Origin of the sequence: Haloferax elongans ATCC BAA-1513 (assembly GCF_000336755.1) — an archaeon.
Taxonomy (GTDB): Archaea; Halobacteriota; Halobacteria; order Halobacteriales; family Haloferacaceae; genus Haloferax; species Haloferax elongans.
Genome location: NZ_AOLK01000023.1, coordinates 219,878 through 234,077, shown reverse-complemented (window position 1 = coordinate 234,077; position 14,200 = coordinate 219,878). Strand labels below are relative to the sequence as shown.

General features: G+C 61.0%; 13 protein-coding genes. 6 read left to right on the top strand and 7 right to left on the bottom strand.

Annotated elements, in window-relative coordinates; genetic code table 11:
* Positions 1-744 (bottom strand): IclR family transcriptional regulator, encoded by a 744-nt coding sequence (locus C453_RS17775; protein WP_008326742.1) that lies wholly within the window; start codon positions 742-744, stop codon positions 1-3.
* A 70-nt stretch (positions 745-814) separates the two neighbouring features.
* Complete coding sequence (gene dgoD, locus C453_RS17770) at positions 815-1,966, bottom strand: galactonate dehydratase (protein WP_008326736.1); 1,152 nt, start codon at positions 1,964-1,966, stop codon at positions 815-817.
* A 146-nt stretch (positions 1,967-2,112) separates the two neighbouring features.
* On the opposite strand from dgoD, the gene C453_RS17765 reads away from it, so the two are divergent.
* The 4 genes from C453_RS17765 (at position 2,113) to nagZ (ending at position 7,176) form a co-directional block, all read left to right on the top strand.
* Positions 2,113-3,429: an extracellular solute-binding protein gene (locus C453_RS17765; protein WP_008326735.1), complete on the top strand. Its 1,317-nt coding sequence runs from the start codon at positions 2,113-2,115 to the stop codon at positions 3,427-3,429.
* Between the two features lie 193 nt (positions 3,430-3,622).
* Positions 3,623-4,600 (top strand): carbohydrate ABC transporter permease, encoded by a 978-nt coding sequence (locus C453_RS17760; RefSeq protein ID WP_008326734.1) that lies wholly within the window; start codon positions 3,623-3,625, stop codon positions 4,598-4,600.
* Position 4,601: 1 nt separating this feature from the next.
* Positions 4,602-5,513 carry a carbohydrate ABC transporter permease gene (locus C453_RS17755; RefSeq protein ID WP_008326733.1) on the top strand — a complete coding sequence of 304 codons (912 nt, stop codon included), beginning with the start codon at positions 4,602-4,604 and terminating at the stop codon, positions 5,511-5,513.
* A 70-nt stretch (positions 5,514-5,583) separates the two neighbouring features.
* On the top strand, positions 5,584-7,176 hold the full coding sequence (gene nagZ / locus C453_RS17750) for a beta-N-acetylhexosaminidase (protein WP_008326732.1): 1,593 nt from the start codon (positions 5,584-5,586) through the stop codon (positions 7,174-7,176).
* 114 nt (positions 7,177-7,290) lie between these two features.
* On the opposite strand, the gene C453_RS17745 is transcribed toward nagZ, so the two are convergent.
* The 3 genes from C453_RS17745 to C453_RS17735 all read right to left on the bottom strand — a co-directional run bounded on the left by C453_RS17745 (position 7,291) and on the right by C453_RS17735 (position 9,763).
* On the bottom strand, positions 7,291-7,665 hold the full coding sequence (locus tag C453_RS17745) for a Rid family detoxifying hydrolase (RefSeq protein WP_008326731.1): 375 nt from the start codon (positions 7,663-7,665) through the stop codon (positions 7,291-7,293).
* A 118-nt stretch (positions 7,666-7,783) separates the two neighbouring features.
* Positions 7,784-8,488 (bottom strand): PIG-L deacetylase family protein, encoded by a 705-nt coding sequence (locus C453_RS17740; RefSeq protein ID WP_008326729.1) that lies wholly within the window; start codon positions 8,486-8,488, stop codon positions 7,784-7,786.
* 48 nt (positions 8,489-8,536) lie between these two features.
* Entirely contained in the window at positions 8,537-9,763 is a 1,227-nt protein-coding gene (locus tag C453_RS17735; protein WP_008326719.1) for an aminotransferase class V-fold PLP-dependent enzyme, read from the bottom strand.
* A gap of 168 nt (positions 9,764-9,931) precedes the next feature.
* Here C453_RS17735 and C453_RS17730 point away from each other — a divergent pair, with 168 nt between their 5' ends.
* Complete coding sequence (locus tag C453_RS17730) at positions 9,932-11,062, top strand: ABC transporter ATP-binding protein (protein ID WP_008326717.1); 1,131 nt, start codon at positions 9,932-9,934, stop codon at positions 11,060-11,062.
* Between the two features lie 728 nt (positions 11,063-11,790).
* The gene (locus tag C453_RS17725) at positions 11,791-12,444 is read left to right on the top strand and encodes a potassium channel family protein (RefSeq protein WP_008326715.1); all 654 of its coding nucleotides are present in this window, start codon (positions 11,791-11,793) and stop codon (positions 12,442-12,444) included.
* 284 nt (positions 12,445-12,728) lie between these two features.
* On the opposite strand, the gene C453_RS17720 is transcribed toward C453_RS17725, so the two are convergent.
* Both C453_RS17720 and C453_RS17715 read right to left on the bottom strand, forming a co-directional pair.
* On the bottom strand, positions 12,729-13,502 hold the full coding sequence (locus C453_RS17720; protein ID WP_008326712.1) for an ABC transporter ATP-binding protein: 774 nt from the start codon (positions 13,500-13,502) through the stop codon (positions 12,729-12,731).
* Positions 13,499-14,191, bottom strand: a complete 693-nt coding sequence (locus tag C453_RS17715; RefSeq protein ID WP_007541663.1) for an ABC transporter permease — start codon at positions 14,189-14,191, stop codon at positions 13,499-13,501. Before C453_RS17715 ends, C453_RS17720 begins: the two co-directional genes overlap by 4 nt.
* Between the last annotated feature and the right edge of the window lie 9 nt (positions 14,192-14,200).

The window sequence follows — 14,200 nt, the reverse complement described above, 5'->3', positions numbered from 1 at the left end:
TCAGAGCGACTCTTTGGTCTGTCGAACCGTTCCCAAGAGCATGCCGGGGATGTTTTCTTCGAGCCGTTTGCTGCTCAGTCGGTCCGCGTGGCCGACGACGTACACGGCGGCAACCTCGTCTTGGTGTTCGAAGGCGACTGCCACTCCGTTTTGATTCGGGCGCTGCTCACCGCGCTCGATGGCGATGCCGCGTTCGCGGATATTCGCGAGTTCTTCGGCGAGTACGTCTGGGTCAATTGTTGTGTTATCCGTGCGCGCGGGAAGCCCGGCAGCCTCGACGACTGCTGTGCTCTGCTCGTCGGAGAGGTGTGCGAGAATCGCCTTCCCCGGCGCGGTGCAGTGGAGGTGGTCGTCCATCTCGACTGCGTCCGAACGGTTGCTGGTCGATTGGTAGAGGTCCACGCCGTACGGTCCCTGTTTCACGAACAGTCCGGCCGTCTCGTTTGTCGTCTCGGCGAGTTGGTCGATGAGTTCGTTGGCGGCGCGGTAGAGTGGCGAGCGCCCGCGGATACGGCTTCCAAACAGGACGAACCGATACGACAGCGTGTATTCGACGCCGACCTTTCGCACGTACCCGAGTTCCCGCAGCGTCGCAAGGTGCTTGTAGGTCGTACTCCGCGTGAATCCGAGCGTCTCGGCGAGGTCTGAGACGCGGACCGGTCCGTCGTGGTTCGCCATCTCTTCGACGAGGGCGAACGTCTTTTTCGGCGCGGAGAGCGTCGGCACCTGGCTCCGGTCGGTCATATCCCGAAGTCGAACAAGAGCGGTTTAACGGTTTCGTGGCGGGGCGAAACGCTGCCTCTGGTCGGGGACGCTACCAGTCGGTGATACTGCCATCTTCGTTTCGCCACGTTGGGTTCTGCCACTCGACGTGGGCTTGCGAGCGTGATTCGATGGTCTCCTCGTCGATGGTGATGCCGAGTCCGGGGTCGTCGAGCGTGTCGAGGTAGCCGTCGTCGAAGTTGAAGACGTTCGGGTCTTCGAGGTAGTCGTACGCGGGCCCGAGGTCGGGTGAGTGAATGTCGAAGCCGTGGTCTTGGACGACGAGATTCGGGATGTACGTATCGACCTGTAAGGAGGCCGCGAGCGCAATCGGACCCAGCGGGCAGTTCGGGGCAACACCCACGTCGAACGCCTCGGCCATGGTTGCGAGTTTGGCCATCTCAGAGATACCACCGGCGTGGGAGACTACCGGCTGAATCAGGTCGACCGCACCGCCCCGAAAGAGCTCTTTGAAATCCCACCGCGAGTAGAGCCGTTCACCCGTCGCAATCGGCACCGGCGACTGGTCGGCGATTGCCGGGAGGTGTTCGACGTTCTCCGGGAGCACCGGTTCCTCGACGAACATGAGGTCGAGGTCCGCAAGGCGGTTGGTGAGGGTCTTCGCCATCGACTTCGAGACGCGGCCGCGGAAGTCGACGCCGATATCGACCGTGTCGTCGACAGCCTCGCGGACCTTCCGAATCCGGTCGACGACGCGCTCTATCGATGCCGCCGTCTCGATGTGTCGCGTCTGGTTCGTCGCGTCCATCTTCAGCGCTGTGTAACCCGTCTCGACGAGGCGGTTGGCCTCTTCGACGACGTCGGCAGGGCGGTCGCCGCCGACCCACTGGTACACCCGAATCTTGTCCCGGCTCTTGCCGCCGAGGAGTTCGTAGACGGGCGCGTCGTAGTACTTGCCCTTGATGTCCCACAGTGCTTGGTCGATGCCTGCGATTGCGCTCATGAGAATCGGGCCACCGCGGTAGAACCCGCTTCGATACAACGCCTGCCAGTGGTCTTCGATTCGGAGCGGGTCTTCGCCGACCAGGTATCCATCGAGCATCTCCGAGACGGCTGTCTTCACCGTCTTCGCCCGCCCCTCGACGATGGGTTCTCCCCAACCGACGAGCCCCTCGTCAGTCTCTATCTTGAGGAACAACCAGCGCGGAGGGAGTTCGTAGAGGTCGTACCCGGTGATTTCCATGCCCCGGTATTGCGACCATGGTGTAATAACTCCTCGTGGTACCGCCTCGGAACGCCCAACGTCGTCGGGTGTATCAATTCTTCGTCAAACGCGACAAACATAACAATGAATTATAAATAGTGTGATTTCTATAGTGGTACTGTCTCATGGAAGACACTAGCAAGCGTATCCTGTCTCGGAGGCAACTCCTCGCAGGTGCCGGCGCCGCGACGGCGACGGGCCTGACGGGCTGTCTCGGGCAGTTCACCGGCACGACCAGCCAGACCAGCGGAGATGTCACGCTCAAGGCTCGCCACTTTGCGACCAGCGGCGTCGAGAAATTCTACGAGAAACACGCCGCAAAGTTCGAAGAAGAGACGGGCATCTCCGTCGAAATCGAGACGATGGGCTGGGGCAACGCGAAGCAAAAACAGCTCAACAGCATCACCAGTCGCGACGGCCCCGACGTCGAGGAAATCGCTTCGACGTGGATGCCTCAGCAGGTCCAATCCGACGCGTGGATGGACCTCAACGAACTCGGTGCCAGTCTCGACGGCGTCTACGACCAACCGACGAACGTCGCCCAACACGACGGAATCACCGCCGGTTTCCCGTGGTTCTGGGGGCCGCGCGGCCACCTCGTCCATCAAGGACTGCTCGACGAGGCCGGAATCAGTGAACAGCCGTCCTCGTGGGACCAACTCGTCGAGCAGAGCAAGCAGTTCAAAGAGTCGTTCCCCGACAAACACCTGTTCGGACTCCCCGGCGCGAACAACTGGGCGGTGACCCAGTATTACGCCATGTTCGTCTGGCAGGCGGGTGGCAAGCTACTCTCCGGCGATAAGTCGGAGGCGGTGTTCAACAGCGACGAGGCGGTCGAGGCGCTCAACTTCTACAAGGACCTCGCGACGAAGCACAAGGTCGCGCCGAAGGCATCCGCCGAGTGGGACGGCCCCGCTCGCGACAGCGCCTTCATCAACAAGCGTATCGCGGGGACATGGAGTTCGCTCAACACGGTCGATAAGGTCGTCTCCGAGGGCGACGCGACCCGCGACTCCATGGCAGTGTACAAACCTCCGGCAGGCCCGAACGGCCAGTCTGCGACGTTCTACGGGGTCAACCTCGTCGGTATCCACCCGTGGACCGACTACCCGGACGAGGCCGCAAAGTGGCTGAAATACCTGATGAAGCCGTCCGTCAACGCCGACATCGCCTCGATGACCGGCTTCCTGCCGACGATAAAAAGCGGCTTCGACCAAGAGCAGTTCTCTGGACCGCTGTACCAGACGTTCGCCGACGAGGTCCTGCCGGGCGCGAAGACCTTCCCACAGGTCATCGGCTGGGGCGAAGTCGAAGGCACCATCAAGAACGCCGTCACCGACGTGCTCACGAAGGGCGTCAGTGGCGACTGGAGCGAAGGCGACACGCAAGCCGCCCTCGACAAAGCGGTCCAGCAGGCGAACAACGTCCTGAGCGAAAACTGACCACGACACAGCGAGGACACCACGAACCACGCACTGACGTGCCAACACCATAGCGAACCGCCACACGACACACAGAACCAAGCCGATATCACACCACACTCCAACGCGTTGGTCCCCCACAGCCAGTATCAGCCACCATGAACCCTCCTAAATTTGAGAACATATATATGAACCAATTGAGAAGTGATAACACATGTTAGAACGTGCGAAAAGCGGTTTCACGAGAGCCATCCCGAACTGGGTACAGGTACGGATACCCAGACTCGGCGACGACACGCGATTCGCCTACAAACTCCTGCTGCCGGCGTTCCTGATGATGGGGATTATCCACTTCCTCCCCATCATCTGGGGATTCTACATCAGCTTCGTCCAACTCGACGCGTCGTACGTGTCGAACTGGTGGAACGCGCCGATAGTCGGGTTCGAAAACTACGCCAAGATATTCAACCCGAACACCATCGTCGGTGCCGAGTTCTGGACCTCGCTCCGCCAGACACTCATCTTCACCGTAGGGTCTGTCATCGGCATCTACACGCTCGGGTTGGGGACGGCACTGCTTTTGAATCGGGACTTTCGCGGGAAACTCGCTGCGCGGACGCTCGTGTTGGTTCCGTGGATTGCGCCCGCCGTCGTGACCGTCCTGACCTGGCAGATGATGTTCCGCACCGACACCGGGATGATAAACCACATCCTGCGGTCGGTCGGCCTCATCGACGGGTCGTTCTTCTGGCTCATCGGCCCGCGGTCGATATTCGCCATCACCGCCGTATGGACGTGGCAGAACTTCCCGTGGGCGGCGATTATGCTCTATGCGGGCCTTCAGTCGATTCCAGAGCACCTCTATGAGGCCGCCGAAACCGACGGTGCGGGTCGGTGGGGTAAGTTCCGGTACATCACGATGCCGCAACTCAAGCCCGTCTCGGTCGTCATCGTCCTGTTGATGGTCGTCTGGACGCTCATCAACTTCACCGTCCCGTACGTGCTTCTCGGCGCGAGTCCGAGCGACTCCGGGAAGGTGCTGATGTTGTTCATCTACAACTACGCCTTCTCCAACTGGTCGTTCGGTCTCGGCGCGGCGATGAGTACGGTCCTCTTCATCGTCGCCATGATTCTCGCGTACATCTACTACACCCGCGTCATCGGCGGCGAGTTCGAGGGAGGTGCAATCTGAGATGTTGAGCGCACTTCGACGCGAAGACGAAGGCGGTCGCATCCCGGAGACGTGGCGGTTGTCGACCGACGGCCGCGAACTCCTCTTCGACGCCTTCGCCCGGTTCGCCCTGGGATTGGTGCTCCTGTTCGCGCTGTTCCCCATCTGGATGATGGTGATGAACAGCTTCAAATCCCGAAGTCAGGTGATGACCGAGAATCCGACGCTGATTCCCACTGAGTTCCACGTCTCGAACTACTTCGAGATGTGGCAGCGCTTCCCGCTGCTCGATTACTTCCTGAACAGTCTCATCATCGCCAGCGTGACGACGGTCGTCACCATCCTCATCGCCAGTCTCGCCGCCTACGCGTTCTCGCGGTACGACTTCCCGGGGAAGGGAAAGCTCGAACTGTCGATTCTGGGGACGCAGATGATTCCCGGCGTGCTCATCCTCCTGCCGATGTACCTGCTTTTCATCAACATCCAGATGCAGATCGGCATCCCGATGAAAGACACGTATCACGGGCTCATCTTCCTCTACTCGACGTTCACCATCCCGTTCGCAATCTGGATGCTTCGCGGCTACTTCGACACCATCCCGAAGGCGCTGGGTGAAGCGGCCCGAATCGACGGCTGTACCCGACTCGGCGCGCTCTTCCGCGTCGTGATGCCCTTGGCTGCCCCCGGTATCGCCGCCACCTCGATGTTCGTGTTCCTCCTCGCGTTCAACGAGGTGTTGTTCGCGTCCGTCCTCGGCTCTGACACTGTCACGCCGTTCGCAATCGGTATTCAGGAGTTCCAGACGCAGACCCAGACCTACTGGGGGCAGATGATGGCGGCCTCGACGGTGGCGACGATTCCGCTGTTGTTCCTGTTCGTCCTGTTCCAGAAGCCCATCGTCTCTGGACTGACCTCCGGCAGCGTGAAGCACTGACTCTCCCTCCGACTTTTTCGACTGCGTGAGACAGTAGCACTAAGACCATCCCCTGCGACTGTCCGGCCGAATGACAGACAACGCCTCGATAACAGAGCGCCGCGTGCAGGCGGTGCCGCTCGAAGAGAAGGTCGGCCAGTTGTTCGTCGCCGGATTCGACGGCACCGAGCCGACCGACGACATCGAACAGCTCGTCTCGTCACACCATCTCGGTGGCGTCATCTACTTCAGCCGGAACATCGACTCACCCGGACAGGTCGCGTCGCTCTCGGACCACCTCCAGACCATCGCACACGATGCCGGTCAGCCACCACTCCTCATTGCGACCGACCAGGAAGGAGGCGTCGTCTCTCGATTCGACTGGGGAGCGCAGTTACCCAGCCAGATGGCACTCGGTGCGACACGAGACCCGGACACGCTTCGCACGGCGGGCGAGACGGTCGGCGAAGAACTCGCGTCTCTCGGCATTTCGATGAACTTCGCGCCGGTTCTCGACGTGAACAACAACCCCGAAAACCCAGTCATCGGCGTCCGGTCGTTCGGTGACGACCCCGACCTCGTCGGCGAACTGGGCGCGGCGCTCGCGTCGGGCTTCCAGTCTGCTGGCGTCGCCGCCTGCGGAAAGCACTTCCCCGGCCACGGAGACACCGAAACCGATTCACATCGGTCGCTTCCGGTCGTCCCACACGACAGAGACCGCTTGGAAGCCGTCGAGTTCGTCCCGTTCCGCCGCGCTATCGACGCCGGCATCGACGCGCTCATGACGACGCATATCGCGTTCCCGGCGATTACGGGCGACGAGACGCTTCCGGCGACGCTCTCAGAAGACGTTCTCACGGGTATCCTCCGCGAGGAGTTTGGATTCGACGGCCTGCTCGTCTCCGACTGTCTGGAGATGAACGCCATCTCTGAGACGGTCGGCACGGCCGAGGGCGCGGTACAGGCACTTAACGCGGGATGCGACATCGTGCTCGTGTCGCACTCACCGGAGCGTCAACGCGACGCCATCGAGCGCGTCGTCGCGGCTGTCGAGTCCGGTGAGATACCCGAGTCCCGAATCGACAGCGCGTTCGAGCGAGTACAGCGATACAAGCGCCAGCAGTTCGGGGATGGGCGCACAGGTTCGGGTGACTGGCAAGCAGCGGTCGAGCAGTCCCGAACAGTCGCGCGAGAACTCGCACGAGAGTCCGTGACCGTCGTCCGCGACCGTACCGAGACGGTCCCATTCGACACGTCCGAGCCGATTCACTTCGTCGGCTTCGCGGGGTCCGCCCAGTCTGACGCCGAAGATGACCGATACGACCCAGCCGACCTCCTCGCGTCACTCGCGCAGCACGACGTGGAAGTCCATTTCCATCAGATTGTGGACCCTGCGGGGTACGACCACCCGTTCGACGGTGGCGAGCAAGTCGCCGTCGCGACGTATCACGCGCGGTCGAATCCCGAACAGGAGCGAGTCGTCAGCGAGATAGCCGACGCAGGAACCGAGCTGGCTGTCGTCTCAGTTCGTGACCCGTACGACCTCGCCGCATTCCCCGACGTTTCGACGTATCTCACGAGCTACGGGTACTCGCCCGCGATGCTGGATGCTCTTGCGGACGTGCTCCTCGGGAGAACAGAGGGTAGCGGGACGTTACCCGTGACGATTCCCGGCGTCGAATGAGCGAAACGTAGGCGACGAGTCGGGCGAGAACACGGACGGGAAAATAAGCGAGAAAGCGGATGAGAAAATAGGCGAGAAGACAAACGAGAAGCCGGACGGACGAACGCGAGTCTGCTACGCTTCGGCGACGACTTCGATTTCGACTTTGATGTCGACGGGGAGTTTCACGACTTCGACCGCGCTGCGGGCAGGGTACGGAGACGAGAGCAGTTCGCCGTAGACTTCGTTGACGCGGTCGTAGTAGCGCATGTCGTTGACGAAGACAGTTGCTTTCACCACGTCGTCGAGGGTCGCACCGCCCGCACGGAGGACGGCTTCGACGTTTTCGAGTGTCTGTCTCGTCTGTTCACGGACGTCTTGGCTGACTACGTCGCCTGTTTCGGGGTCAATCGGTCCCTGCCCGGAGACGTGGATGGTGCCGTCAGTTTCGATGCCTTGGGAGAACGGGCCGATACTTGCGGGGGCGTCGTCAGTGGTGAGTTCGCGCATTGGTGATGTGAGGTGTTGAGGTGGTGTTGGGGTTGAGGTGTGCGGTATGGGTCGTCTGTGGGTCGTGTGGCTTGTGTCGTGTGTGCTGCGTGGTGAGAGGTGAGTGGGTACTCAAAACTCAGTGCAGGTAGCCCTGCGCCTGTTCGTGAAGCGGGGCAAATCCTTCGGCCGCCTTGCAGCCGACTCGCTTGCCGAGCGTCATTCCTTCGGCGCGGAGGCTATCGACGAGGTTGTCGAATTCGGCGTCGATACCGCCGTGTTCGACGAGGAAGTCGACCTGTGACTCGTGTTGTTCGAGCGCCTCGATTTTCGTATCGAGATACCCGGAGATGTCGACGAACGTCTCGGGCTCAAACGACGAGGTCGGCTTTCCGAAGTAGTAGATGTTGTCGGGGTCACACGGCTCGTAGTCGGTCTCGGCGAGCGGGAGCGACGCCATGTAGTACGCGTCGGTCACGAGGCGGGCAGTCGCCTGATGGTCCGGATGAAAGTCGTCTTGGAAGTGCGTGAGGACGATATCGGGGTCGTGCTTCCGGAGCGCGTCGACGAGGACGAAGCGGTCTTCGAGCGAGTACTCGATACGACCGTCTTTGAACCCGAGGAACTCGACTTCGTCGACGCCGAGAACCTCACCGGCAGCACGCGACTCCTCGGTTCTGACCGCCGCAACGTCTTCTTCGGTGTCGCTTCCGAGCCCGCCGTACTCGCCACGGGTCATGTGGGCGACCGCGACGTGGTCGCCGCGGTCGGCGTGCTTTGCGAGCGTTCCGCCACAGAAAATTGCAGCGTCGTCTGGATGTGCGACTATTGCTAACACGTTCATCGCGATTGTCAGTGCGTCGAACTGACTAAAATAAGTTACTCTCCGCCGTCAGTTCTCGACGTTGGCGACGATTCTGTCGACGACGTAGTCGGCCTCTTCGTCGGTCAGACACATGGGGTTCGCGACGACGATGCCTTCGTCGAGTTTGTCACCACCGAGGTAGACGCGGGGGTTCTCTGCACGAAGGCGTCGAACGAGTTCGAGTGCGGTCGTCTCCGAAGAGCTGTCGACGTCGACGACGACTTCGGGGGCGACGCTGACGTCGCTGCCGCCCGTGACGTGTGTCTCAAAGCCAGCGTCTTCGAGACCGTGTGCGATGTCGTCGGCGCGACGCTGCCACTCGCGCTGTGTTTCGGATTGTTCCTCGGCCAAGAAGGCGTCGAGTGCGGATATGAGGCCAGCAAGTTCCTCCTTTCCGACCTTCATCGGGCGGCCGATTCCCTGCCGGGGGACACCAGCGAAGTTGTCGAGGTCGACGAGTCGCTTCGGCGGCGACCACGCCGCTTCGGCGACGTGCATGTCGAGATGCTGCATGGCAATCGACTCGATGTACTCCTGTTTGCCGGCGACGATTCCCGTCGTCTGCGGGCCGCGGATTCCCTTCCCACCGCTGAAGACGACCATGTCGGCACCCTGGTCGATGAAGCGAGAGAAGTTCGACCGCGGCGGAAGTTCGGCCGCGGCATCGACGATGACCGGGATGTCGTGGTCGTGGGCGATGTCGGCGACGACGTCGAGTGGTGGCTCAGTGTACGATTTCTCGATGTAGGCGATAGCCGCCGTCTCGTCGGTGATGTTCGATTCGAGTTCCCACGGTTCGACGCTCGTCGACCCGGTTCCGAGATGCAGGTCGTTGGTCCCTACGTCGACGATGGTCGCACCTGCGGTCCGAAGCGCGTGGTCGTAGCCGGTTCTGTGCGTTCGGGGCATGAGAATCTCGCCCGGAAGTCCCTCGGTGTCGGGGAGTTGGTCCATCGCCGCGACGTCGTGCCCGGCGATGGCCGCAGCGGCGCAGAGACACAGCCCGGCCGCAGCCCCGCTGGTGACGTACCCGGCTTCCGCACCAGTCACCTCCGAGATTCGGTCCGACGCCGCAGCCTGCAAGTCTCCTAACTCGACGAAGGCCGATGCTGCACTGTGCATGGCTTCGAGGGCTTCGTCTCTGATGAGGCTCCCGCCGATTCGTGTCTTCGTCCCGGCTGCGTTGACCACTGTCGGGACGTCCAACTCTCCGTAGATGGAGTCGGTGTGACTCCGGTAACGTTGCTCTGTCATTGTGGCTCACTGGAAACGAACGAGTCGTTAGTGACTCCAGATACTCTGCTGTGTCATTTTCTCGGCACATAAACATTCGCTTCGCCTCAACGACGGCGACATTTCGACGACTGTGGGTAGTGATGACAAAGCATTATATAGTTTGAATCTAAAGGTTGGGGAGAAAGCATGTCACAGTTAGAGCTGCGTAACCTCCGGAAGGAGTTCACCGGAGGTGGAGAGGATATCGTCGCGGTAGACGATGTCGATTTAACACTCGACGATGGCGAGTTTCTGGTGCTTGTCGGTCCGTCCGGGTGCGGCAAGTCGACGACCCTCCGAATGATAGCCGGGTTAGAGTCGGTCACCGCGGGGGACGTCGTCATCGACGGGGAGTCGGTGCGGGAGTTAGAACCCCGCGAGCGCGACATCGCCATGGTGTTCCAAAATTACGCGTTGTATCCGCACATGACGACCCGAGAGAACATCGGGTTCGGCCTGAAGATGACGAGCGACCTCGACTCGGCCGAACGGAACCGGCAGGTCGAAGACGTCGCCGAATCGCTAGGTATCGAAGAACTGCTCGACGACTATCCGAAGGAACTCTCCGGCGGGCAACAACAGCGCGTCGCGCTCGGTCGGGCAATCATCCGCGACCCCGAAGTGTTCCTGATGGACGAGCCGCTTTCGAACCTCGACGCGAAACTTCGGACGCAGATGCGAACCGAACTCAAAGCGCTCCAAGACGACCTCGGTGTCACGACCGTCTACGTCACCCACGACCAGACGGAAGCGATGACGATGGGTGACCGAATCGCCATCCTCAACCACGGCGAGTTACAGCAGGTCGGCACGCCGCTGGAGTGTTATCACCAGCCAGCAAACAAGTTCGTCGCCGGATTCATCGGTGCGCCCTCGATGAACTTCCTCGACGCATCGGTCGAAGGGAATCGGCTCAGACACTCGCTTTTCGACTACGAACTCTCGAGTACGACTGCCGACGTGGTCGATGGCCACGACCGAGTGACGATGGGCATTCGACCGGAGGACATTCGCGTCGTCGACGAGGCGGACGTGGACAACCCGGTCGCTGCCGATGTCCACCTCGTCGAGCCGCTGGGGGACATCTCGCACGTCACGTTGAACGTCGGCGAGCAGCAGTTCACCGCCGTCGTCCCGGGTGGGCAAGCGTTCGAGCGGGGCGAACACGTCACGCTCCAATTCCCCGAGGATGACCTCCACCTGTTCGATGCGGACTCCGGCCAAGCGCTCAAGAACAGTTCGCAGTCGACCGACGACGAACTCGCAATCCACGCCTGAACCCAGTTGCACACGACGGCCCGTGCGACGAGCACCGGTGTGTCTCGCTGAGTCGACAGACTCCAACACGGAGCGATGAGTGTGACAACTCATTTGTCGTTTCTAAGTTGTGTATTGGGAATAGTCAGAATAATTATTAGAACACAAGATAGACAGAAATTTGATGATGGTGGAAGGTACTAATTTCTCTGAGTCCTCAACCCTCGAAATCACTGTATATGTGTCGATATAGCCGCTTCTGTTAATTATGGGGCGTCTGTAGATGCACAATTTTGGAGCGAATCGATAACAGCACCCAAAACGCCTTAAACGCCGCTAATCCGTGGTTTGGGGAAGTTTAAACTTCCACGACCGGTATCGGACGCTGGTTATAATTATAATATTTGACTACATAGTGTAAACTGATACTTTGGTATTCTATTCTGCACGATATTTTGAAACGGCACTTGAGTTTCTTTTAGCTAGGGAAGGAAGAGGAGATTCGGCACTTGTCGCCTCCGACTGTTACCACGAGCGCCCCTCGACACTGCGAACGCGTATTTGTGCACATCAAACGCCAGCGCCTCATCACTTGTCAGCAACCCCCCACTCGTCAGCAACCCTCTAAATTGTCATATGCCCAACCAATGGTGGCGACAGAACTCGAGCCTTCGCAGTCGGTTCGAATCCGACCGACACCAGTCGAACGAGGGGCCACCTTTTAGCCGTCTGGTGTGTATCGTATTATCATGAAGTTCGTTATCGTGGGGTATGGTCGCGTCGGAACACGAACTGCCCGTATCCTTCGGGAGGAAGGACACGCCGTCACAGTCGTCGATAACGACGAGATGAAGGTCGACCGCGCCCTCGACGAGGGATTCGACACCATCCTTGGTGACGGCGGTACGGAGAGTGTTCTGAAGCAGGCCGGAATCGAAGAGGCCGATGCAGTGGGGGGACTCACCGGCGACCCGAACATCAACTTCGCCGCGTGTATGCTCGGCAAGGAGTTCGGCTGCCGGACGGTCATGCGAATCAGCGAGGACTACAGACAAGAGATATACGAGCGTTACGCCGACGACGTAGACGAGATTATCTATCCCGAACGCCTCGGTGCCGCGGGTGCGAAAACCGCACTCCTCGGCGGCGATTTCAACGCGCTCGGCGACCTGACGGACAAGTTGCGACTCGCGACGATTACGGTCCCGGAGAACGCCCCAATCGTCGGCGAGCACGTCGCGAGTATCGACCTCGGAGCCGACGGTCGAATCTACGCCCACGGCAGAAAGCGCGAACCGATGACCATTCCACTGCCCGGTACTGTCGTCGAGCCCGGCGACCATCTGGCACTGCTCACCGAGCGCGACGAACTCGAAAGCGTTCGGACGCGACTCCTCGGCTGAACGAGCCGACCGCTCTCCGTCTCGGTCGATTCCTTCTTTCTTTCGAGAAACGGCGTCGTGGTGGCGACGCCGCGCGCCGTGCCGGGGGGTGCCAGAACGGTTTGGTGTGCCGGGCGCGCGGGTGGGAGGATGGGAACTGAGGCCGAATGTGCGCGCCCATCTGACGGATGTGTATCGCCGACCATAAACTTACGTCAGACGGACGTTCTGGCTCCCTATCCTGTCTGTTCGTACGATGGCAACTCGTCGTCCCGTTGTGTGAAACTGCCCCTGAAAATAACGGGTCAGTAGACGAGTTTCCCCTCGACGAACTGCCGAACTCGGTCGTCGGTCGGCGATTCGAACACACGGTCTGTCGCGCCCGACTCGATACAGGTTCCGTCGAGGAGAACCGCTGTCCGGTCCGAAACGCGTCGTGCCTGTTGCATGTCGTGTGTCGCCAACGCGACGGCGATACCGCGGTCGCGGGCGGCCCGCATCGCAGCCTCGATGACGGCGGTGTTTCGCGGGTCGAGGTTCGACGTCGGTTCGTCGAGGAGCAACACGTCCGGGTCGGGGGCGAGGGCACGGGCGATGGCGACACGCTGTGCTTCGCCCGCCGACAGCGACCCGGCGTCCCGAGACGCTTTGTCTGCCATCCCGACCGTCTCCAGCGCCGCGGTCACTGCCTCGTCGTAGTCGGCAGGTCCAAGCAGCCCCGAGACGGCGCTGGCCACTCTCGTCTTCCACGACCGCCGGACTCGCAGTCCGTAGGCCACGTTGTCGGCGACGCTCGCCGAGAACAGACTCCGGTTTTGAAAACCCATCCCAATTCGACGCCGCACTTCGAGTCGGCGCGCATCCGACATCGACCACACGTCGTCGCCGTCGAACTCGATGACGCCGCTGTCGGGACGGTCGAACATCGCGAGGAGACGAAAGAGCGTGGTCTTTCCTGTCCCCGAGGGACCGACGACAGCGAGTATTTCACCGGGTTCGACGCCCAGAGAGACGTCTTCCAGAATCGCCCCGTTTTCGAACCCGTGGGTGATGTCGGTCGCGACGATGCTGTCTGTCATCGACGCCCCCCACTCGGCGTTCGGTCGCGGAAGCGCGCTCCGAGTGCGTTGACCGCGAGCACGAGCGCAAGCAGAATCCCGCCGAGAGCGATACCCGTCTCGATGTTTCCTTTTCGCGCTTCGACGGTGATTGCGGTCGTGAGCGTCCGCGTGAACGAGGTGCCGTCCGAGAAGACGATGTTGCCGCCGACGATGAGAACCGACCCGACCTCGCTGATGGCGCGACCGTACGCGGCGAGAAGTGCCGTCACGATGCCATACCGCGCCTCTCTGACGACGAGCAGGGCTACGTCGGTCGATGTCCCGCCGGAGGCGAACGCGGCGTCTCTGAGGTCCTGTGGGACCGACTGAATCGCCGAGAGCGCGACGCTCACGAGAACCGGAAGCGCGAGCACTGTCTGCGAGAGAATCATGGCCTCGGGCGTAAACAGCAGTTCGAACTCCCCGAGCGGTCCGGACCGCGAGAGTGCCAAGAGCACGAGTAGCCCGACGACGACGCTCGGAAAGCCCATCCCGGTCGAGATGATGGAGGTGACGACCGCTTTCCCGCGGAAGTCGCGGAAGCTCACGGCCAACGCCATCGGGAGACCGAGCGTAGCGCTGACGAGCACTGCTGCGGTGCTCACGTACAGTGAGACGAGTGTGATGCTCACCAGATACGTGAGGTTCAGGTCGCCGAGGCCGAACACGGGATACGG

Bases quoted from the DNA above. Each gene is read 5' to 3' on its own strand.
- C453_RS17775 (WP_008326742.1), bottom strand. From the start codon at position 744: ATGACCGACCGGAGCCAGGTGCCGACGCTCTCCGCGCCGAAAAAGACG.
- dgoD (WP_008326736.1), bottom strand. From the start codon at position 1,966: ATGGAAATCACCGGGTACGACCTCTACGAACTCCCTCCGCGCTGGTTG.
- C453_RS17765 (WP_008326735.1), top strand. From the start codon at position 2,113: ATGGAAGACACTAGCAAGCGTATCCTGTCTCGGAGGCAACTCCTCGCA.
- C453_RS17760 (WP_008326734.1), top strand. From the start codon at position 3,623: ATGTTAGAACGTGCGAAAAGCGGTTTCACGAGAGCCATCCCGAACTGG.
- C453_RS17755 (WP_008326733.1), top strand. From the start codon at position 4,602: ATGTTGAGCGCACTTCGACGCGAAGACGAAGGCGGTCGCATCCCGGAG.
- nagZ (WP_008326732.1), top strand. From the start codon at position 5,584: ATGACAGACAACGCCTCGATAACAGAGCGCCGCGTGCAGGCGGTGCCG.
- C453_RS17745 (WP_008326731.1), bottom strand. From the start codon at position 7,665: ATGCGCGAACTCACCACTGACGACGCCCCCGCAAGTATCGGCCCGTTC.
- C453_RS17740 (WP_008326729.1), bottom strand. From the start codon at position 8,488: ATGAACGTGTTAGCAATAGTCGCACATCCAGACGACGCTGCAATTTTC.
- C453_RS17735 (WP_008326719.1), bottom strand. From the start codon at position 9,763: ATGACAGAGCAACGTTACCGGAGTCACACCGACTCCATCTACGGAGAG.
- C453_RS17730 (WP_008326717.1), top strand. From the start codon at position 9,932: ATGTCACAGTTAGAGCTGCGTAACCTCCGGAAGGAGTTCACCGGAGGT.
- C453_RS17725 (WP_008326715.1), top strand. From the start codon at position 11,791: ATGAAGTTCGTTATCGTGGGGTATGGTCGCGTCGGAACACGAACTGCC.
- C453_RS17720 (WP_008326712.1), bottom strand. From the start codon at position 13,502: ATGACAGACAGCATCGTCGCGACCGACATCACCCACGGGTTCGAAAAC.